Consider the following 17651-nt stretch of genomic DNA (forward strand, 5'->3'; position numbering starts at 1 on the left):
ACCACTCCTTACGCTTTGGCTTTGTAGTTTGCGTCTTCTGCGATACGGGCGGATTTGCCGCGACGCGAGCGCAGGTAGTACAGCTTGGCGCGACGCACGCGACCGCGGCGCACGACTTCGATGTACTCGATATTGGTGGAGAACAGCGGGAACACACGTTCCACACCTTCGCCAAAGGAAATCTTGCGAACGGTGAAGGAGCCGGCGATACCGGAGCCGTTCTTGCGGCTGATGCAGACGCCCTCATAGGCCTGCACACGGGTGCGGGTGCCTTCGGTCACCTTGTAGCCGACGCGGATGGTGTCACCGGCCTTGAAGTCGGGGATGGTTTTCCCCAGCGCAGCAATCTGCTCCGCTTCGAGTTGTGCGATCAGATCCATGATCGTCTCCTATGCTGCTCGTGGTTATATCCACGAAGGTCTTGTGATCCCCAGAGCTCCTGGTCTTCACCGGGTCCGCAAACGGCTCTCACCTGCTGCGCCCGCCAGAGATACGGTCTCGTTGCTTTTCGTCTCGATCCGCGTGCTGTATCGCCGCCGAAGAAGGGTGGCACAGGCAAAACGGAACAGGTCCGGACGACTCATGATGAGCCCCGGACGCGCGGTTGATAGGCCAGTTCGGGCCTGTTTGCAAGCCCGATACGACGCCGTCCGCAGAGGGGTGTCCCCCTGCGGTGCAGGCATCAGACCTGTTTGGTCAGCGGTTTTTGCTGGCTGTGGATAACCAGCGCCCCGACTGCGCCCAGCAGGAGCACAACGGCAAGGGCCGCGAAGGTGCCGGGGTAGCCGCTGGCACGGACCAGCGGCAGGGTCAGGAACGGCGAAATGATCTGGCCGAGAAAGACCGAGGTGGTCATGACACCTGCAGCGCGCCCGCGGCGGCTGGCTGGTGCGGACTTCAGTGCGATCTCATTGAAGTTTGGGGAGACGGTTGCAAAACCAAGGCCCACAAGCGTCGCGCCGACAAAAATCAGGGGCAGCCCGCCCGCCAGCGCCAGCGTCGCCATGCCGCTGCCCATCAGGCCGTAGCCGAGCATGAACAGCCGTGCATGACCAAGCCGGGGCTTGAGGGCAGAATAGCGCGTCGCGGCGAATGCGCCGGCCAGCGTCAGCGCCCCCATCACGGCTCCCATGACTGCGGTGTTGTCGATGCCGTGGCTGGCGACGAAGAACGGGACCTGGGTCGGCATGGTGAAAAAGCACAAGGTCGTCAGCAGTTGCAGCGCGGCCATCGACCACAGCCCGGCGCCGAGCCCTGGCGCGCCACTGGCCGACGCACTCGCGAGTGTTTCGGCAGGGGAGGACGTCGGGCGCTTTGGTTCGGTGATGGCGACCCACAGCACCGGCAGGATCAGCAGCGCGATGCCGTGAATGGCGAAGGCATGCATGGGCGACATCAGCGCCAGAACGCCAGCGAGGGTGATCGAAACCAGACCACCGATGTTGCGCGCCGAGATCTGAAGGCCAAGCAAACGGCTCCGGGCCGCGCCATCGAAATAATCCGCGATGAGCGCTGTTTGAGCGGTCATGATCAGGGCAACCGCAACGCCAAGTGCTAGGCGGCTGGCAAGGATCGCTTCGAGGCTGTTCAGGAACATGCCCAGACATCCGGCCAGTGCGAACAGAAATACACCGCCCAGCAGGAGGATCCGTTTGCCGATACGGTCGGCGAGGACGCCGGTCCAGCCAGCAATCAGCACCACGGCAACCGACGGCGCGGGCACCAGAAACCGGGTCAGAAGTGCGGCCTGCGGATGGTCGGTAAACCGGGCCTCCAGCCCCGGCAGGGCAGGGCTGATGGCGGCGTTGGCCATGGTGGTAAGGGTCGCCGCAAGCAAAAGCGCCACGGCGCGGCGATCAAGGGACGGGAGCGGAGAGAGAGATTGGGACACGAGGATCTCCTTGCCAAAGTTCGGGATTGAATGCAGGCTACGAATTCAAGTCAACTTGAGGTCAAGGATGAAATTGCTCGATATTGGCGAGGTTTCAGATCGCAGCGGTGTAAAGCCCTCGGCGCTGCGGTATTATGAGGAAAAAGGCCTGATCCAGTCGCTGTCCCGCAACGGGTTGCGGCGCCAATATGGGCCAGAGGTCCTGCAACAGCTGGCGCTGATCGCGCTTGGGAAACAGGGCGGGTTTGCGCTCGACGAGATTGCGGCGATGTTCGGAGCAAAGGGCCAGCCGGAGCTGCCACGGGATGAACTGCACAGCCGCGCCGATGATATGCTGCGACAGGCAAAACAGATGGAGGCGCTGGCGCAGATGATGCGCCATGTCGCGGAATGCCCGGAGCCCAACCACCTGGAATGTGCCCGGTTCCAGCAGATGCTGCGGGTGGCCATCCGCGCCCAACAGCGCGAGGCCCGGGCGTCGCGGTCTGCGCGCATGCGGCAGGACAGCTGAGCCGCAGTCCGGCTGCGGCCCGCCAGAGATAAGGGGATCAGGTCAGATCTTCGATCCGGGCGTCAGGCGCATTGTTCTTCACCGACTCGATGCCATTGTCGCGACCCGAGGCGCTGGCATAGCTTTGCGAGGTGCCGATCACCTGGCCGTTGCTGGCCTTCAGGTTGAACATATGCTTGCCGGCAGCGGTTTCCTTGCGCTCGTAGCGGCCATCGTCACCGGCGTTGCTCTTGACGGATGCGATGCCGTTCTCGGCGCTGGCCTTTTGCTTGTAGCCTTCGCTTGCCAGAATGTTCTCGCCATTGCCGGCCTTCAGGCGAAAGCGGTATTCGCCGGCGTTGTCGGTATAGAGTTCAAATTTCCCAGCCACCCTGTGGTCTCCTATTCCTGAGTGAATAGAAGGGACTAAAGCACGGCTTTTGGTGTTCGGCAACGTTGCAGGCGGCGGTTCAGTCCTTCGGGTCGGCCTTGCGGGTATAGGCGTCCCACAGATCCGGGCGGCGTTCGCGGGTGATTTGTTCGCTCATCTCTCGCCGCCATTGCGCGATCTTGCCGTGATGACCGGACATCAGAACCTCGGGAATGGCGCGTCCGTTCCATTCGGCGGGGCGGGTGTACTGCGGGTGTTCGAGGAGACCGGAGGAAAAGCTCTCTTCCTCGGTGGAGGCCTGGTTGCCCAGGACGCCGGGGATCAGCCGGACGGTGGCATCGATCAGCGCCTGCGCGGCCAACTCGCCGCCCGTCATCACGAAATCTCCCAGCGAAACCTCCATGATGCCGTAGTGTTCCAGCACACGTTCGTCGACGCCTTCAAATCGGCCACAGAGCAGCGTCATACCATCGCAACGGGCGAGGTTCTGCATCATCTGCTGGTCCATCCGGCGACCGCGTGGCGACAGGTAGATCAGGGGCCAGTTACCCCGGGTGCCCTGCATTGCGTGATCGATCGCCTCGCCCAGCACATCGGCGCGCAGCACCATGCCCGCGCCGCCGCCTGCGGGGGTGTCGTCGACATTCTTGTGCTTGCCGATCCCGAACGGACGCAGGTCGATGGTCTCCAGTTGCCACAATCCCTGCTGGAGCGCCTTGCCGGTCAGGCTTTCACCGAGGACACCGGGAAATGCGCCGGGAAAGAGCGTCAGGATTTTGGCTTTCCACACACCAGCGAGATCCGGCGTGTCGCTCATCAACTCGCGCGGTTTCAGACTGGCGCCGATCGAGAGGCGCCCGTGGGATTTGATTGGCTTGCTCATAAGAAGCTGTTTAGTTGAAACAACCCGAACCGCAACCGAAAGCTGCGATGTCCGATGACGAATGAAATCCCGAACCGGTTGCCGCTCTACCATCGGGATGCCGCTGTGGCGGAGGCGGAGCGCCGTGCGGTCGCCCTGTGGCCGCGCATCGCCGAAGAAATGGGCCTGCCTGCCGAAGATGCCGCCTTCAGCATGATGCTGGTGAACTCCTCAGGCCGGGACCAGCGCGCGGTTTTGGGGGTGAGAACCACAACCGGGCAGCGATTTGTTCTGCGGGCGGAGTTTGCGACGGACAACGTCTCCGCGCATATGAAGCACCTTGAACGGCATCGGATGGCCGCACAGGCGCTGCGCGATGTCCCGGGAGTGAACGTACCGGCGCTGTTGTGGCAGGATGAGACGCGCCCCTATGCGCTGTTCGAGGTCGCACCCGGCGAAACCGCCCATCGAGAGCTGACCTTCGCGAGCTATGGCATTGTTGACCGCGCATCCTTGCTGCGCCGGATTGGTGGTGCGGTGGCTGCGTTGCATGACATCGGCACCCCGCGGGACCGGCGCTTCTGGCCGAGGGAGTATCTGCGGGGCGTCGCGGCGAGTGCAACCCGCGTGCGTGCGGGGGACATCGCACTGCGCAAACCCAAGCGGTTTCTGGGGCTTTGCGCAATGCTGCACCGGTTCGCCAATCGCGCGCGCGGAGAGGCCTATCGCACCGTAGCGCTGCACGGGGATCTTCACTTCAGGAATATTCTGATGACGCAGGATCTGGTGTCTTTTATCGATTTCTCCGCCGCGGGAACTGGCTGCAATCACATCGATCTCGTCAATCTCTGGCAGGTCAAGTTGCCGGAGAGCCTGACGGAGCATGATCGAGAGCGGGATTTCGGCTGCGTCGCGGCTGCGGACTGGCAGGCCTTTGAAAGCGGGTATGGCCAGACCCTGACCGAGGATCCCGTCTTTCAATTCATCTATCTGTATCGGCTCTACAAGGTGTGGAGAAAACTGCCCCCGCCGGGAGGCGAGATGGCGCAGTGGGAGCAGGAGGCCTTTGTGGGTACTCAGCGTGTGTTCTCATGGTTTCAGGCGCATCACCCGGGCTGAGCGCCTGACTGCCATACCGACCGAGCTGCCCTTTAAAACACGCCTTCCGGCGGGTCTGCGATGATGCGGCCCTGTGTCAGGTCAACCGTGGGCACCGCCGCCTTGGTAAAGGGCAAGAGCACCGTTGCCGAGAGCCCCGGGCTGTGGATTTCCAGGAGGTCATCGGCACCGTAGTTCTGCACCGCCTTCACGCGCCCCAGCGAAGCGCCCCCGGTATCAACAACTTCGAGGCCGATCAGGTCGGCGTGGTAGAATTCATCGTTGGGAAGGGAGGGCAGCCGCGTCCGGGGCGCGAACAGCTGCACCCCCTTGAGCGCATCCGCCTCCTCCTTGGTGTCCACCCCCACAATGCGGGCGGCAAAGCCGTTCTTTACGGCGCGGGTGATGGCCAGGCTGTAGCTGGTCTGGCCGTCCTCGCCCAGCAGGGGGGAGTAGTCCTCGATTTCTTGCGGATCGGCGCAAAAGCTCTTCAGCCGCACTTCGCCACGCACGCCGAAAGAGCCAGCCAGCGCGCCTACGCAGATCAGATCGTTGCTGTCGTCGCTCATGTCACATCCGGCAAATCATGCCGGTCCCCGTTTCAGTTCTTGCCCAGTCACCGCCCTCGGCGGCACAGCGCTCGCGGGCGCCGCTGCGTTCATAAAGGACCCCGGCGCCAAAGGCGACAATGGTAAAGATCAGCATCCGGATCAGTCCCATGGTCCGTTATCGCGTCTCGATCGGCAGGAGGTTGAAGCGGTCTTCCCAGCCTTCCTGCTCCAGTTCCGGCGTGTCGGACAGGCGTTCAGGATGGCCAATGCAGAAATATCCGATGAGACTCCAGCCCGCAGGGACATTCAGATCGCGCGCCATCTGGTCGGGGTCAAGGACCGAGACCCAGCCGAGGCCAAGCCCTTCTGCCCGCAAGGACAGCCAGAACAGGGTGATGGCCGTAACCACCGAATAGCGGCGCATTTCCGGCATGGTGCGCGCGCCGAGGCCGTGGCCTTTTTCGGTCTCGTCATCGCAGAAAAACGCGATCTGAACCGGGGCTTCGCGCATGCCGGAGAGTTTGAGGCGCGCATAGGTGGCGGCGCGGTCCTCGCTGTAATCCGCCAGCGCCTCCGCATTGGCGGCTTCGAAATTCTTCAGCGCTGCCGCACGCGCGGCCTCACTTTCGACGCGGATGATGCGCCAGGGTTCGCTGAGGCCCACGGAGGGGGCCAGCGAAACAGCAGAGAGGCAGCGCGTCAGCACTGCCTCGTCTACCGGATCGGTACGGAAGCGCCGGACGTCCCGGCGCAACTTCATCAACAGATCGAGCTCGGCGCGGAACGCCTGCGGGAAACATCCCTTTGCATCCTGCACCGGGCCCGTCATGTGATTATTCCGCGTCTGCTGCGGCTTCGGCTGCTTCAGCTGCCTTGGCGGCTTTTTCTTCAGCGCGCTCCTGAGCTTTCTTGCCCGGGGTGCCTTTATTGGGGTTGTTGCGGGTGGCTTTCTCCCGAACGCCTGCTGCTTCGAGCATACGTGCAACACGGTCGGTCGGCTGTGCGCCTTTGTCGAGCCAGGCCTGGACCTTCTCGATGTCCATTTTCACGCGCTCTTCGCTGTCTTTCGGCAGGAGCGGGTTGTAGGTGCCCAGCTTCTCGATGAAGCGGCCGTCGCGCGGCATGCGGCTGTCAGCAGCCACGATGCGGTAGAAGGGGCGCTTCTTGGAGCCGCCGCGGGCGAGACGAATTTTCATTGCCATGGTTTCATTCTCCTTTGATGGCGTTGAACGGGGTGTCCTGTGTTCAGGTCGCCCCCGCTTATTCCTGGTGTTTCTTGTGGTGGCGGATGACCTCATCGATGATGAAGTTCAAGAACGCCTTGGCGAATGCGGGGTCCAGATCGGCCTCCTTCGCCAAGTCTTCGAGCCGCGCGATCTGCGTTGCTTCACGCGTGGGATCGGACGGGGGAAGGTCGTGTGTCGCCTTGAGCTGGCCCACCGCCTGGGTGTGCTTGAAGCGTTCTCCCAGGGTATAGACAAGGATCGCATCAAGACGATCAATGCTCTCGCGATGCCCTTTCAGGATCTCCGCGGCGCGGGCGACAGGATCGGTCGTTGTTTCAGTCAATGGCCCATCCTTTCGGTTTGAACAGCGGGTCGGCGTAGTGGCCGATCTCCATCTCGATGCCATGTGCCAGCTGGCTGTCGCGCAGTTGCGCGGGGCCTGGGTGGCGATAGACCGCGTCGTTGCCGTCGATAGTCTGCGCGGCGTGGTCCTTTTTGGCACCCAGACGTTCCGCCAGGCGGATCGAGTCGAGGTTCTTGGGGTCAATATAGCTGACCGCGCCGTCCCATCCGGCTTGGGTGTAAAAGTAATCCCGCGCCGCATGGGTCGCTTCAAGGGCATAGCCCTTGCCGGATTTTTCCGGCCAGATGATCCAGGCGATCTCGCGCTCGGGCCAACCTGCGGGCTGCCAGCCGCCGGCCATGCCATAGGTCTCATCCGTCACCTTGTCGTGGATCATCCACATGCCAAAGCCGCGCACCTGCCAATGGCCGATCTCGGCGGCATAGAGCATCCACGCCTCGTAGGTGTTCAGCGGCCCGCCCATGAACCGCGCGCGGTACGAGGTAAACGTGGCCTTGAAATTCGGATAGTCCGAGGCCTCGGGGCCGCGCAGGATCAGACGTCTGGTTTCGATCACCGGAATGGAGGAGGTGCTCATGCATAGGCCTCCAGTCCGGGGCCGGAACTGTCCGGTGCGTGGCGGTAGACCAGGTCCATCGGATCATAGGTGCGCGCATCCGGGTCGTGCACGGCGCCCATGCGTTCGGCCAGGGCGATCGAGCGCAGGTTCTTGCGATCGATGTAGCTGACCAGGGTCGGCACCTCGAGGATCTCGAAGGCATAATCGCGCATCGCCGAGGCCGCCTCGAAGGCGTAGCTTGCCCCCTCGAAACCGGAAAACACGATCCAGCCCAGTTCCAGCTCCGGAAAATGCGGTGGCTGGCTGATGCAGACCTGACCCGCCAGCTGGCCGTCCTTGGTTTCGATCGCGAGGCCACCCCAGCCGAAGAACTCCCACGACCCCACTTCGGCCAGAAGCCCCGTCCAGAGCTGCGAGGGGCTGTCGGGCGCGTCCATGTATTTCGACCGGTCGCTCTGATAGAATGCCCAGAAGGCATCCAGGTCTGCGGCCTCATGCGGGCGCAGGACCAGGCGGTCGGTTTCTATGGTGGGCGCGGAGGTCATCTGCTGCGGTTACTTCTTCTTGCCAAAACCGGAGAGGCCGCCGGGCAGGCCCATGCCGCCGCCCAAGCCTCCAAGACCACCGGGCAGTCCGCCCTTGCCGCCCATCGCCTTGGCCGCGGCTTCCAGGGCCTTGGGGTCCATCTGCGACGGATCCATGCCGCCGGGCATGCCACCCGGCATGTCGGGCATGCCGCCGCCTTTGCCGAACATGCCTTTCATGGCCTGTTTCAGCATCTTGCCTTTGCCCATCTTGCCCATTTTCTTCATCATGTCGGCCATCTGACGGTGCATCTTCAGAAGCTTGTTGAGGTCAGCCACTTCCATGCCGGAACCGGCCGCAATGCGTTTCTTGCGGCTGGCCTGCAACAGCGCGGGGTTTGCGCGTTCCTTCTTGGTCATGGATTGGATCATGGCGATCTGGCGTTTGACCATCTTGTCGTCAAAGCCCGAATCCTCGACCTGTTTGGCCATTTTGTTCATGCCCGGCATCATCTGCATCATGCCCTGCATGCCACCCATCTGCTGCATCTGTTCCAGCTGCATGCGCAGGTCGTTCATGTTGAACTGACCCTTCATCATGCGCTTCATCATGCGTTCGGCCTGTTCGGCCTCGATGGTGTCCTGTGCCTTCTCAACAAGGGCGACGATATCGCCCATACCGAGGATGCGGCCTGCGATCCGGTCCGGCTCGAAGGTCTCGATGGCGTCCATCTTTTCGCCAAGGCCGACAAAGCGGATCGGCTTGCCGGTCACCGCGCGCATTGAGAGCGCCGCGCCGCCGCGACCGTCACCATCCATCCGGGTCAGGACCACGCCGGAGATGCCGATCTTGTTGTCGAACTCCTCGGCCACCTCAACGGCGACCTGGCCGGTCAGACCATCGACGACCAGCAGGGTCTCGCGCGGGGAGACCACGTCGCGGACGTCTTCGACCTCTTTCATCAGGACTTCGTCGATCTGCAAACGACCGGCGGTGTCGAGCATATAGACGTCATAGCCCCCCAGCGCAGCCTGCTGTTTGGCGCGTTTGGCGATATCTACAGGCGTCTGACCTTTGACGATCGGCAGGGTGTCGACGCCGATTTGGGTGCCGAGCACCGCCAGCTGGTCCATCGCCGCCGGGCGATAGACGTCGAGCGAGGCAAGAAGCACTTTCTTGCCCTCTTTTTCCTTGAGCCGCTTGGCGAGTTTACCGGTGGTGGTGGTCTTACCGGAGCCTTGCAGACCAACCATCAGGATCGGTGCGGGCGGGCTGTCGATCTTCAGCGCGCCGGGATCGTCCTCGCCGCGCAGGGTCTCGACAAGCGCGTCATGGACGATCTTCACGACCTGCTGGCCCGGTGTCACCGATTTGGTGACGGCTTGGCCCGTGGCCTGTTCCTGCACCTTCTTGACGAAATCACGGGCGACGGGCAGCGAAACGTCGGCTTCGAGCAGAGCCACGCGCACTTCGCGCAGGGCGGTTTTAACGTCATCCTCAGAGAGCGCACCCTGTTTCGTCAGCCGGTCAAAGACACCAGACAGGCGTTCGGATAGATTTTCAAACATGCCTTCGGCCTCCATTGCCGGTTACGATGTGTGCTCCTGATGTAAGGAGCGGTGGAACGAACCTCAATCACCTGCCACCAGATCGCAACCACAGGCACAAACCAATAAGGTTTGCCCCCGCCGTGCTAGAAATGTGGGTGCAAACCAACAAGGTTTGCCCCCACGGGCGCAACGCGCTGGTGGAGGGCGATCCCCGACCCATGCCGAGGACCGGAAGACACGACGACTCCCGGAATTGGCTCTGCCCTACTCTGGGGGCACCTGAGAGTCAAGAAGAAGGGCGCAAGTGCAAATGCGCGGGGGGTGTGGGGCGTCGGCAGTTTTTCACCGGTGCCCGCCATTTCTGGCGGATCGTTACCCAAAGGTGCATCGGGCATGCAGATTTTCAGATCGTGCCGTTGACCTTGCCCCGCCGCATTTGCTCAAAGCCGGGTTCGGCAAGGAGTTGTAAAGAAGTTATGACAAAGGTCCTCATACTTGGTTGTGCGCCCTATGCGATCGAGGCCGCCGGCTGGCCGCTCGGACTGTTTGATCATGTGGTTGCAATCCATGATGCGTGGAGCATCCGTGAGGACTGGACACATATGATCCACAGAAGGGATTTTTCCGTGGACAGGAGGCCCGTACTGCTGGAGGGCGATCAGAGGGTTGTCACCGAGGCAGAATTTTCGCCGGTACAGACCCTTTATGGCGGCGCGCCTTTCACGGGCGGTGGCATGGCATTTGTGGCGGGATATTGGGCCCTTGCGTCCCTGGCCCCGTCCCGGATCTACTACTTCGGGTGTGATATGGTCGAGCTTGGCGGCGGGCGGCTTTATGAGGGCCAAGACGGGCCGGGTGAGATGCGCCCTGCGCAGCGGGGCGGCGAGAACCTCACCGCCAAGGCGCGGCGGTTGGAGTATTTTGCGGCTCAGGCAGGATGCGGCATCGGCAATCTCAGCCCGTATCGCAGTGCGCTTCCCTACCAGCGTGTGACGCTTGAGGGATTGGATCGCCTGCGCCCCGAATCTGTGTCTCCGCGGGATGCAGAACCGGCGCGGCAACGCGAGCGGCGTTGGGACGCGCCCGCGGCTGTCGGCACGGCTGTGCCGGCCCCTGATCTGGCCGACATCGATGCTGCTTGGATCAGATGTTTCGCCCCACGGGTCGCCGCAGTCGCCTGAGGTTCGGTCGCAACCGCGTTGCACAGATACCGGGCAATCTGCCAAAAGGGCGGGTGTATGCCTGTTACGGCCCGAATTCTCTGACCTGAAGGAGCGATTATGGACGCGCCGACCGCCGCACCGGATTGTATGCCCCTGTCTTCTGATGCTTTGCTGGCCCAGCTGGACGCCTGGGGGCTGTCTTATACGCTGCATGAGCACGTACCGCTGCGCACTGTCGAAGAGTCCAAAGCGGTGGAGGGCGATTTGTTGGTGCCCGGTGAAGCGGCGCTCCGCCTCAAGAACCTCTATCTGCGGGATCGCAAGAAGCGCAATTACCTCGTCTCCCTGCAGCAGGATCGTGAGATCGACCTGAAGGCGCTTGGCGCGCAATTGGGGGTGGGAGGGCTGTCATTTGGGTCCGAAGAGCGCTTGATGGAGCATCTCGGCATTCGCCCCGGCGCCGTCACCCCGCTGGCGATGATCAATGGCGCGCCAAAGGGCGTCAGGTTCTTTATGGACGCTGAGGCTCAGACGGCGGACCGCATATATATGCATCCGCTGGTGAATGACCGCACCGTTGCAATGCCGCGTGCGGATTTTATGACGTTTTGTGAGAAAATCGGCATCACGCCCGAGTGGATCTGAACTGTTTCAAACCTGTGGTTTGAGGTGTTGCGCTCCGCGTTGCGGAGCGCCGGGGGGCAGGCCGCGCCTGCGGCGCGGCCTGCCGGGCCCAACGGGACGCGAGCAGCCTGTGGCTGATCGGCGGACGGGCGGGAGCGCCCCCCCCCTCCGCGTTCTTGTCACTTATGCGGCCAGTTGTGCGATGGCGTCCTTGGCCTTTTGAACGGAGCCTTCGGCGTCAATGGCTTGCTGATCCGCTGCGACGATTTCAATATCAGTGATTCCGATGAAACCCAGCATGTGCCGCAGGTAGCGACTGGCGTAGTCGATGTCTGATCCGGCTTCGGTGCCGCCCGACGCAACCGCCAGAATGGCACGTTTGCCCTTCAGCAGACCTTCGGGCCCAGTCTCGGTGTATTGAAACGTCACGCCAACGCGGGCGACCAGATCGATCCAGGCCTTGAGCGTGGTGGGGATGGTGAAATTGTAGATCGGTACACCGATCACCACGGTGTCCGCCTCTTTAAGCTCATTAATCAAGCTGTCCGACAAGGCCAGCGTCGCCTTTTGCTCATCGCTGCGTTGATCGGCAGGGGTGAAGTTTGCACCAATCCATGCCTCATCCAGCAGCGGCAGCGGCGTCGACAGATCGCGTCGAATAACGGCTTCGGCATTCAGCCGTTCCACGACCTGCGCGGTCAACACGCGGGAGGTGGAGCCGGATTGGCGGGCGGAGCTGTCGATATGGAGTACGGTGTGAGCCATCGTCTTGGTCCTTGTGAGGAGGAAAATTCGTCTGAGGCTCAGAATGGGGATTTGCACATCCGAACACAATTTGTGATATTGAACAAAGTCTGTGCGCATCCGCGCAAATACTTGCAGATATCTTCGCGACGGGGGATCAGGTGGAGAATTGGGACGAAGTGCGCACCGCGTATCAGGTGGTGCGGCTTGGCACGGTGAGCGGCGCGGCAGAAGTGCTGGGCGTGCATCATGCGACGGTCATCCGGCATATTGATGCGATCGAGGCGCGCCTTGGTGTGAAACTGTTCCAGCGCCATGCGCGGGGGTACACGCCGACTGAAGCCGGGCTGGATCTGTTGCGTGTCGCGCAGGCGACAGACGATCAGTTCAGCCAGTTGGTTGGGCGGCTCAAGGGGCAGGGCGATGAGGTGTCCGGCGAGTTGGTGGTGACATCCCTGTCCTCCATGGCGCCGATGCTGGCGCCCGCGCTGACGGAGTTCCAGCAGATGCACCCGGATCTGGTGATCCGCTATCTGACCGGGGATCGGTTGTTCCGACTGGAATATGGCGAGGCGCATGTGGCCTTGCGCGCGGGGGCGGCACCGGAGCAGCCGGACAATGTGGTTCAGCCCTTCGTGGGGCAGCGCCTCGCGCTTTATGCCTCGGAAGACTACGTCGCGCGCCACGGCATGCTCAAAGGGCAAGACGATATGGTGAACCACCGGTTCGTTGCCAGTGACAATGAAAACACCCGCGCCCCGTTCGAACGCTGGCTGCGCGCGACCATCCCGGCTGAGAACATTGTGTTTCGCTGTTCGGATGCGGTGGCCGGACATAAGGCCATCCGGGCTGGGGCGGGCATCGGGTTTATCTCCTTGTGGGAGGCAGCAAGCTGCCCGGATCTGGTGATGATGATGGACCCCCGTGACGAATGGTCGGGCAAAATCTGGCTGGTGACCCATGTGGACCTGCATCGCACCAATAAGGTGCAGAGCTTCGTGCGCTTTTTGAAAGAGCACGCAAAAACCTGGCCACAGTGATGAGCGATCTGGATCTGGCACCCATGCGGGGCGGTCTCAGCGACAGCCACAAGGGGCATCTGGCGATGCTGGCGTTTTCGGCGCTGGTGGCGGGGTCGTTTTCGCTCGGCGCGCTGATCGCGAATGAGGTCACGCCTGCGGCTCTGAATGCGGTGCGCTTTGTGCTGGCGGGGATTTTGATCGGTGCGGCGGCGGCCATCGGGCCGGGCCTGAAGTCTCAACATTTCAGCGCACCTTGGCGCTATGCGCTATTGGGCGGGGTGTTCGCGACTTATTTCGTACTGATGTTCTACGGGTTGAAAACCGCAGATCCGGTGAGCGCGGCGGCGGTCTTTACGCTGACGCCGGCCATGAGCGGCGTCTTTGGCTGGCTCTTGCTGCGCCAGATCACAACGCCGCGCATGGCGCTGGCCTTGATGATCGGCGGGGCGGGGGCGCTTTGGGTGATCTTTCGTGCAGATCTTGAGGCTGCGGTCCGCTTTGAGATCGGCCAGGGCGAGGTGATCTATTTCGTCGGCTGTGTGGCCCACGCGCTCTATACGCCGATGGTGCGCAAGCTGAACCGGGGCGAGCCTGCGCTGGTCTTCACCTTTGGGGTGCTGGTCGCCGGGGCGGTGGCGCTGATCGCGCTGGCGTGGCGCGATCTGATCGCCACGGATTGGGCAGGGCTGAAGCCCATCGTCTGGATCGGTCTTTTTTATGTGTCGGTCTGTGCCTCGGCCTGTACCTTTGTCCTGCTGCAATTTGCAACGCTGCGGCTGCCGTCGGCAAAGGTCATGGCCTACACCTATCTGGTGCCGTCGTGGGTGATCCTGTGGGAGATCGCGCTGGGCAAAGGCTGGCCTCCGGCACTGATCTTTGTGGGGATCGCGCTGACGATCGTGGCGCTCTGGCTGCTGTTGAAGGATGAACACGGTTAAAGACGCCAAGTCTCACTTGGTCCGCGCCGGGGATGTGCCTCACTCGCCGTCGCGGAGCTCTTCTTCCAGAAACCGTTCAAAGGCATCCAGATTCACCGGCTCAAACTGACCAAAGCCCTGCATCCAGACCGAGGCGGCGCGCAGAGCATCCGGTTGCAGCTTGCACCATTTCACCCGCCCGCGCTTTTCCTGCTGGATCAGACCGGCGCGGGTGAGGATGGTGAGATGTTTGGAAATCGCCGCCAGCGACATCTCAAACGGCTCTGCCACATCGGTGACGGCCATATCGTCTTCGAGCAGCATCGACAGGATCGCCCGACGGGTCGGGTCTGCGAGGGCCGCAAAGACGGTATCAAGAGTATCGCTCATGGGGATATCTCCTAAAGCGCAGGAAGCGGGTCGACAATCCCGAAGCGCATGCGCAAAACGGCGCGGGCGCTATTGAGGGAGACCACCATGGCATTGCGGTATTGGGCCATCATCGTGATCCTCGGCATTGGCTGGGGGATGTCCTTTATGTTCAACGCGGTGTTGCTGCGCGAGCTGGCACCCTTGTGGATCTCTGTCGGGCGTGTCGGGCTTGGCGCCCTGGGGTGCTGGGTTTTTCTGCTGGCGCGCGGGCGCAACTGGCGCATATCGCCATCGCGCGCGCTGGCGCTGGCGGGGTTTGGAGCCCTGAGTTATGCGATCCCGTTTTCCTGTTATGCGCTCGGGCAGCAGCATATCGCCAGCGGTGTTGCGGGGATCGTCAATGCCTGTACCCCGGCGCTCGCAGTGGTGGTGACCCATTTCTGGCCGGATGGCGAGCGCGCCAATTGGCGCAAGAGCTTGGGTGTTGCGTCCGGGCTGGCGGGGATCGTTCTGCTGTCTTTGCCGATCCTGCAGGGCGGGGAGAGCTCTGCCATCTGGGCGATCCTCGTCACCTTGGGCGCGCCACTGTGTTATGCCTTTTCGGTCAATGTCGCGCGCCAGTTTCGCGATATGGAGCCGGTGGTGCTGGTGGCCTGGGCCTTGACCGGGGCAACAGCCTTTATCCTGCCACTGGCCCTCTGGTCCGATGGGGTTCCGGGCGCGCTGTCCGCACAGGCATGGGGGGCGTTGCTGATCATCGGGTTTGCGCTGACCTCTGCCGCCTTCATCGCCATGTACTGGGTGCTTCCGAAGATTGGCCCGACCAATGTCACCCTTCCGACGCTAATCGCACCCGCCTCAGCGCTGACCTTGGGGGTCTTGGTTCTGGGAGAGCCGCTCGAGATCAGCCACCTCACGGGGCTGTTTGCCATCCTATTTGGTCTGTTGCTGATCGACGGCCGGCTGTTCCGTCGACGGGTTGCGGCCGCGTAATTTCAAGATCAACCGTTTGGTTGAATATGGGATCTGGCACGTTTTGCTGCAGTCCAGCGGGGCAGGGAGGTCGGGTCTGTCCTGTTCTGTCAAATTAAGGTGTTGATATTAAATGATTTCAGCTCACAGAAGCTGCGCGCAATGCGCAATTGACTCTGAGCGGGGGACCGCTTAGCACACCTTCAGATTTCGCGAGAGGAAGCGTCACCTTGATCGACGACGACCAAAAGCAGCGCATGGCGCAGCTGGAGGAGAAACTGGCAGCCGCCAAGAAGGCGCATGAAGAGCCGGAACCTCGCGCGGATGAACACTATTCCATGGCCAATCAGGCCTGGCGGATGGTGACGGAATTGGTGGCCGGTCTCGTGATCGGCCTTGGCATCGGATACGGGCTGGATGTTCTCTTGGGAACGACCCCCATCTTCATGGTGCTGTTCATATTGCTGGGTCTGGCCGCCGGAGTGAACGTGATGCTCCGCAGCGCACGCGAGATTCAGGACAAACAAATGGCCGAGGCGGAGAAACACGCCGACGCTGACAAAGACGCATGAATGCTGGGCGACGGCCTAAGCGACAGGAGAAGCGGAACGATGGGCAAACTGTTCTTTTACGTAGCTTTGGCTCTGGTGCTCGTATCGGGTCTGGTGTTTGCACCGGAGCACGCCGGACTTGCCATTCACCCGATGGACCAGTTCACCGTGAAGCCGCTGTTTGGCGGTGACCACATCGCCTGGTACACGCCCACCAACGTGACGCTCTGGATGCTGTTTGCCGTGGTGGCGATCATCGGGCTGCTGGTTCTGGGCTCTTCGAACCGCGGCATCGTGCCCTCGCGCGCGCAGTCGGTTGCGGAACTGGCCTATGGGTTCATCTACAAGATGGTCGAAGACGTCACCGGCAAGGACGCGGTGAAGTTCTTCCCCTATATCATGACGCTCTTCATGTTCATCGTGACCGCCAACTTCCTTGGCCTGATCCCGATGTCCTTCACCACCACTTCGCATTTTGCCGTGACCGCGATCCTGGCGATGCTGGTCTTCGTGACCGTGACCATCACCGGCTTCGTGCTGCATGGTGCGAAATTCCTCGGCCTGTTCTGGGTCAGCTCCGCACCGCTGGCGCTGCGTCCGATCCTGGCCATCATCGAACTGATTTCCTACTTCGTGCGCCCCGTCAGCCACTGCATCCGTCTTGCAGGTAACGTGATGGCCGGCCACGCGGTTCTGAAGGTGTTCGCAGGTTTTGCTGGCGCGCTGGGTGCCGGTGCCTTCCTGCCGATCTTTGCTATCACCGCGGTCTACGCACTCGAAGTTCTCGTGGCCTTCATCCAGGCTTACGTGTTCACCATTCTGACCTGCGTCTATCTGAAGGACGCGCTGCATCCGTCCCACTAAGGGCAGGCTGCTGGTCTGAACGACTACCTCAACTTCCAATCGTAAGGAGATATCAAATGGAAGGCGATCTCGCATACATCGGCGCTGGCCTGGCTGGCATGGGTACTGGTATTGCTGCTCTGGGTGTTGGCAACGTTGCTGCTAACTTCCTGGCGGGCGCTCTGCGCAACCCCTCCGCGGCTGCTTCCCAGACCGCAACCCTCTTCATCGGCATCGCATTTGCAGAAGCTCTGGGCATCTTCTCGTTCCTGGTTGCTCTGCTCCTGATGTTCGCCGTCTAAGACTCCGGAACACTTTTTCCTTACGGCCGGGCGGAGTGCCAATCGCGCCCCGCCCGGTGTAACGGCAAGTTCCATAGGAGGACGACATGGCATCTAATACGCATGACGCAGGTCATGGAGCTGCCGAAGCGGCGCACGGATCTTCCGGCATGCCGCAGCTGGACTTCTCGACCTACGGAAACCAGATCTTCTGGCTTCTGGTCACGCTTGTCGTGATCTATCTGATCCTGTCGCGCGTCGCGCTGCCCCGTATTGCAGCCATTCTGAACGAGCGTCAGGGCACCATCACCAACGACCTCGCCGCGGCTGAAGACCTCAAGGCCAAAGCTGTCGAGGCCGAAAACGCTTATAACAAGGCTCTGGCCGACGCCCGCGCGGAAGCGCAGCGCATCGCCGCCGAGACCCGTGCCGAAATTCAGGCCGAGGTCGACGAGGCAATCGCAAAGGCGGATGAGGAAATCTCTGCGAAAGCAGCGGAATCCGAGAAAGCCATTGCCGAAATCCGCGCCACCGCGCTGGAAAGTGTCAAAGTTGTTGCGACCGATACCGCATCCGCTCTGGTCACGGCTCTGGGTGGCAAGGACGACGCTGACGCTGTTGCGGCGGCTGTCGCCAAACGGACGGAGGGCTAAGA

25 protein-coding genes are annotated in these 17651 nt (G+C 61.9%); 11 read left to right on the forward strand and 14 right to left on the reverse strand.

All coding sequences use genetic code 11. The features are described 5' to 3' along the window. Positions 1-8: 8 nt before the first annotated feature. Positions 9-380, reverse strand: a complete 372-nt coding sequence (gene rplS, locus MHM97_RS11855) for a 50S ribosomal protein L19 (RefSeq protein ID WP_239322563.1) — start codon at positions 378-380, stop codon at positions 9-11. A gap of 302 nt (positions 381-682) precedes the next feature. Beyond that, positions 683-1891 (reverse strand): MFS transporter, encoded by a 1209-nt coding sequence (locus tag MHM97_RS11860; protein ID WP_239322564.1) that lies wholly within the window; start codon positions 1889-1891, stop codon positions 683-685. Positions 1892-1958: 67 nt separating this feature from the next. On the opposite strand from MHM97_RS11860, the gene MHM97_RS11865 reads away from it, so the two are divergent. Further along, positions 1959-2402, forward strand: a complete 444-nt coding sequence (locus MHM97_RS11865) for a helix-turn-helix domain-containing protein (protein WP_239322565.1) — start codon at positions 1959-1961, stop codon at positions 2400-2402. A gap of 37 nt (positions 2403-2439) precedes the next feature. On the opposite strand, the gene MHM97_RS11870 is transcribed toward MHM97_RS11865, so the two are convergent. Together MHM97_RS11870 and trmD are read right to left on the reverse strand one after the other, a co-directional pair. Beyond that, the gene (locus MHM97_RS11870; RefSeq protein ID WP_239322566.1) at positions 2440-2772 is read right to left on the reverse strand and encodes a YegP family protein; all 333 of its coding nucleotides are present in this window, start codon (positions 2770-2772) and stop codon (positions 2440-2442) included. 79 nt (positions 2773-2851) lie between these two features. After that, complete coding sequence (gene trmD, locus MHM97_RS11875; protein WP_239322567.1) at positions 2852-3655, reverse strand: tRNA (guanosine(37)-N1)-methyltransferase TrmD; 804 nt, start codon at positions 3653-3655, stop codon at positions 2852-2854. 54 nt (positions 3656-3709) lie between these two features. On the opposite strand from trmD, the gene MHM97_RS11880 reads away from it, so the two are divergent. Further along, complete coding sequence (locus MHM97_RS11880; protein WP_239322568.1) at positions 3710-4753, forward strand: aminoglycoside phosphotransferase family protein; 1044 nt, start codon at positions 3710-3712, stop codon at positions 4751-4753. Positions 4754-4785: 32 nt separating this feature from the next. On the opposite strand, the gene rimM is transcribed toward MHM97_RS11880, so the two are convergent. The 8 genes from rimM to ffh are packed head-to-tail and all read right to left on the reverse strand — an operon-like array spanning position 4786 to position 9525. Continuing rightward, positions 4786-5301: a ribosome maturation factor RimM gene (gene rimM / locus MHM97_RS11885; RefSeq protein WP_239322569.1), complete on the reverse strand. Its 516-nt coding sequence runs from the start codon at positions 5299-5301 to the stop codon at positions 4786-4788. Between the two features lies 1 nt (position 5302). Next, positions 5303-5452: a hypothetical protein gene (locus MHM97_RS11890; RefSeq protein ID WP_239322570.1), complete on the reverse strand. Its 150-nt coding sequence runs from the start codon at positions 5450-5452 to the stop codon at positions 5303-5305. Between the two features lie 6 nt (positions 5453-5458). Then, entirely contained in the window at positions 5459-6112 is a 654-nt protein-coding gene (bluB, locus tag MHM97_RS11895; RefSeq protein ID WP_239322571.1) for a 5,6-dimethylbenzimidazole synthase, read from the reverse strand. Between the two features lie 4 nt (positions 6113-6116). Beyond that, positions 6117-6485: a 30S ribosomal protein S16 gene (gene rpsP / locus MHM97_RS11900; RefSeq protein ID WP_239322572.1), complete on the reverse strand. Its 369-nt coding sequence runs from the start codon at positions 6483-6485 to the stop codon at positions 6117-6119. A 58-nt stretch (positions 6486-6543) separates the two neighbouring features. Continuing rightward, positions 6544-6852 (reverse strand): chorismate mutase, encoded by a 309-nt coding sequence (locus MHM97_RS11905; protein ID WP_239322573.1) that lies wholly within the window; start codon positions 6850-6852, stop codon positions 6544-6546. After that, positions 6845-7450: a GNAT family N-acetyltransferase gene (locus MHM97_RS11910; protein ID WP_239322574.1), complete on the reverse strand. Its 606-nt coding sequence runs from the start codon at positions 7448-7450 to the stop codon at positions 6845-6847. Before MHM97_RS11910 ends, MHM97_RS11905 begins: the two co-directional genes overlap by 8 nt. Continuing rightward, the gene (locus tag MHM97_RS11915) at positions 7447-7977 is read right to left on the reverse strand and encodes a GNAT family N-acetyltransferase (protein ID WP_239322575.1); all 531 of its coding nucleotides are present in this window, start codon (positions 7975-7977) and stop codon (positions 7447-7449) included. Before MHM97_RS11915 ends, MHM97_RS11910 begins: the two co-directional genes overlap by 4 nt. A gap of 9 nt (positions 7978-7986) precedes the next feature. Next, on the reverse strand, positions 7987-9525 hold the full coding sequence (gene ffh / locus MHM97_RS11920) for a signal recognition particle protein (protein WP_239322576.1): 1539 nt from the start codon (positions 9523-9525) through the stop codon (positions 7987-7989). 458 nt (positions 9526-9983) lie between these two features. Here ffh and MHM97_RS11925 point away from each other — a divergent pair, with 458 nt between their 5' ends. Together MHM97_RS11925 and MHM97_RS11930 are read left to right on the forward strand one after the other, a co-directional pair. Further along, positions 9984-10688, forward strand: a complete 705-nt coding sequence (locus MHM97_RS11925; RefSeq protein ID WP_239322577.1) for a hypothetical protein — start codon at positions 9984-9986, stop codon at positions 10686-10688. Between the two features lie 99 nt (positions 10689-10787). Continuing rightward, positions 10788-11315, forward strand: a complete 528-nt coding sequence (locus MHM97_RS11930) for a prolyl-tRNA synthetase associated domain-containing protein (RefSeq protein WP_239322578.1) — start codon at positions 10788-10790, stop codon at positions 11313-11315. Positions 11316-11477: 162 nt separating this feature from the next. Here the strand turns inward: MHM97_RS11930 and MHM97_RS11935 are convergent, their stop codons facing one another. After that, positions 11478-12059 (reverse strand): FMN-dependent NADH-azoreductase, encoded by a 582-nt coding sequence (locus tag MHM97_RS11935; RefSeq protein ID WP_239322579.1) that lies wholly within the window; start codon positions 12057-12059, stop codon positions 11478-11480. Between the two features lie 140 nt (positions 12060-12199). Between MHM97_RS11935 and MHM97_RS11940 the strand changes: the two genes are divergently transcribed. Both MHM97_RS11940 and MHM97_RS11945 read left to right on the forward strand, forming a co-directional pair. Continuing rightward, positions 12200-13078: a LysR family transcriptional regulator gene (locus tag MHM97_RS11940; RefSeq protein ID WP_239322580.1), complete on the forward strand. Its 879-nt coding sequence runs from the start codon at positions 12200-12202 to the stop codon at positions 13076-13078. Further along, on the forward strand, positions 13078-13998 hold the full coding sequence (locus MHM97_RS11945) for a DMT family transporter (protein ID WP_239322581.1): 921 nt from the start codon (positions 13078-13080) through the stop codon (positions 13996-13998). Before MHM97_RS11940 ends, MHM97_RS11945 begins: the two co-directional genes overlap by 1 nt. A gap of 39 nt (positions 13999-14037) precedes the next feature. Here MHM97_RS11945 and MHM97_RS11950 read toward each other — a convergent pair whose 3' ends face one another. Continuing rightward, positions 14038-14367 (reverse strand): ArsR/SmtB family transcription factor, encoded by a 330-nt coding sequence (locus MHM97_RS11950; RefSeq protein ID WP_005636424.1) that lies wholly within the window; start codon positions 14365-14367, stop codon positions 14038-14040. An 87-nt stretch (positions 14368-14454) separates the two neighbouring features. Between MHM97_RS11950 and MHM97_RS11955 the strand changes: the two genes are divergently transcribed. From MHM97_RS11955 to MHM97_RS11975, 5 genes are all read left to right on the forward strand, one after another. Beyond that, positions 14455-15342, forward strand: a complete 888-nt coding sequence (locus MHM97_RS11955) for a DMT family transporter (protein ID WP_239322582.1) — start codon at positions 14455-14457, stop codon at positions 15340-15342. Positions 15343-15551: 209 nt separating this feature from the next. After that, positions 15552-15893, forward strand: a complete 342-nt coding sequence (locus MHM97_RS11960) for an AtpZ/AtpI family protein (RefSeq protein ID WP_239322583.1) — start codon at positions 15552-15554, stop codon at positions 15891-15893. Between the two features lie 39 nt (positions 15894-15932). Further along, entirely contained in the window at positions 15933-16736 is an 804-nt protein-coding gene (locus MHM97_RS11965) for a F0F1 ATP synthase subunit A (protein ID WP_239322584.1), read from the forward strand. A 56-nt stretch (positions 16737-16792) separates the two neighbouring features. Next, complete coding sequence (locus MHM97_RS11970) at positions 16793-17017, forward strand: F0F1 ATP synthase subunit C (protein ID WP_005636439.1); 225 nt, start codon at positions 16793-16795, stop codon at positions 17015-17017. Between the two features lie 86 nt (positions 17018-17103). Continuing rightward, a complete protein-coding gene (locus MHM97_RS11975) occupies positions 17104-17649 on the forward strand; it encodes a F0F1 ATP synthase subunit B' (RefSeq protein ID WP_239322585.1) in 546 nt (181 codons plus the stop codon). The last annotated feature ends 2 nt before the right edge of the window (positions 17650-17651 follow it).

The sequence above is a fragment of the Epibacterium sp. Ofav1-8 genome (assembly GCF_022348185.1).
Classification (GTDB): Bacteria; Pseudomonadota; Alphaproteobacteria; order Rhodobacterales; family Rhodobacteraceae; genus Epibacterium.

Bases quoted from the DNA above. Each gene is read 5' to 3' on its own strand.
- rplS (WP_239322563.1), bottom strand. From the start codon at position 380: ATGGATCTGATCGCACAACTCGAAGCGGAGCAGATTGCTGCGCTGGGG.
- MHM97_RS11865 (WP_239322565.1), top strand. From the start codon at position 1,959: ATGAAATTGCTCGATATTGGCGAGGTTTCAGATCGCAGCGGTGTAAAG.
- trmD (WP_239322567.1), bottom strand. From the start codon at position 3,655: ATGAGCAAGCCAATCAAATCCCACGGGCGCCTCTCGATCGGCGCCAGT.
- MHM97_RS11880 (WP_239322568.1), top strand. From the start codon at position 3,710: ATGACGAATGAAATCCCGAACCGGTTGCCGCTCTACCATCGGGATGCC.
- rimM (WP_239322569.1), bottom strand. From the start codon at position 5,301: ATGAGCGACGACAGCAACGATCTGATCTGCGTAGGCGCGCTGGCTGGC.
- MHM97_RS11890 (WP_239322570.1), bottom strand. From the start codon at position 5,452: ATGGGACTGATCCGGATGCTGATCTTTACCATTGTCGCCTTTGGCGCC.
- bluB (WP_239322571.1), bottom strand. From the start codon at position 6,112: ATGACGGGCCCGGTGCAGGATGCAAAGGGATGTTTCCCGCAGGCGTTC.
- rpsP (WP_239322572.1), bottom strand. From the start codon at position 6,485: ATGGCAATGAAAATTCGTCTCGCCCGCGGCGGCTCCAAGAAGCGCCCC.
- MHM97_RS11910 (WP_239322574.1), bottom strand. From the start codon at position 7,450: ATGAGCACCTCCTCCATTCCGGTGATCGAAACCAGACGTCTGATCCTG.
- MHM97_RS11915 (WP_239322575.1), bottom strand. From the start codon at position 7,977: ATGACCTCCGCGCCCACCATAGAAACCGACCGCCTGGTCCTGCGCCCG.
- ffh (WP_239322576.1), bottom strand. From the start codon at position 9,525: ATGTTTGAAAATCTATCCGAACGCCTGTCTGGTGTCTTTGACCGGCTG.
- MHM97_RS11925 (WP_239322577.1), top strand. From the start codon at position 9,984: ATGACAAAGGTCCTCATACTTGGTTGTGCGCCCTATGCGATCGAGGCC.
- MHM97_RS11930 (WP_239322578.1), top strand. From the start codon at position 10,788: ATGGACGCGCCGACCGCCGCACCGGATTGTATGCCCCTGTCTTCTGAT.
- MHM97_RS11935 (WP_239322579.1), bottom strand. From the start codon at position 12,059: ATGGCTCACACCGTACTCCATATCGACAGCTCCGCCCGCCAATCCGGC.
- MHM97_RS11945 (WP_239322581.1), top strand. From the start codon at position 13,078: ATGAGCGATCTGGATCTGGCACCCATGCGGGGCGGTCTCAGCGACAGC.
- MHM97_RS11950 (WP_005636424.1), bottom strand. From the start codon at position 14,367: ATGAGCGATACTCTTGATACCGTCTTTGCGGCCCTCGCAGACCCGACC.
- MHM97_RS11955 (WP_239322582.1), top strand. From the start codon at position 14,455: ATGGCATTGCGGTATTGGGCCATCATCGTGATCCTCGGCATTGGCTGG.
- MHM97_RS11965 (WP_239322584.1), top strand. From the start codon at position 15,933: ATGGGCAAACTGTTCTTTTACGTAGCTTTGGCTCTGGTGCTCGTATCG.
- MHM97_RS11970 (WP_005636439.1), top strand. From the start codon at position 16,793: ATGGAAGGCGATCTCGCATACATCGGCGCTGGCCTGGCTGGCATGGGT.
- MHM97_RS11975 (WP_239322585.1), top strand. From the start codon at position 17,104: ATGGCATCTAATACGCATGACGCAGGTCATGGAGCTGCCGAAGCGGCG.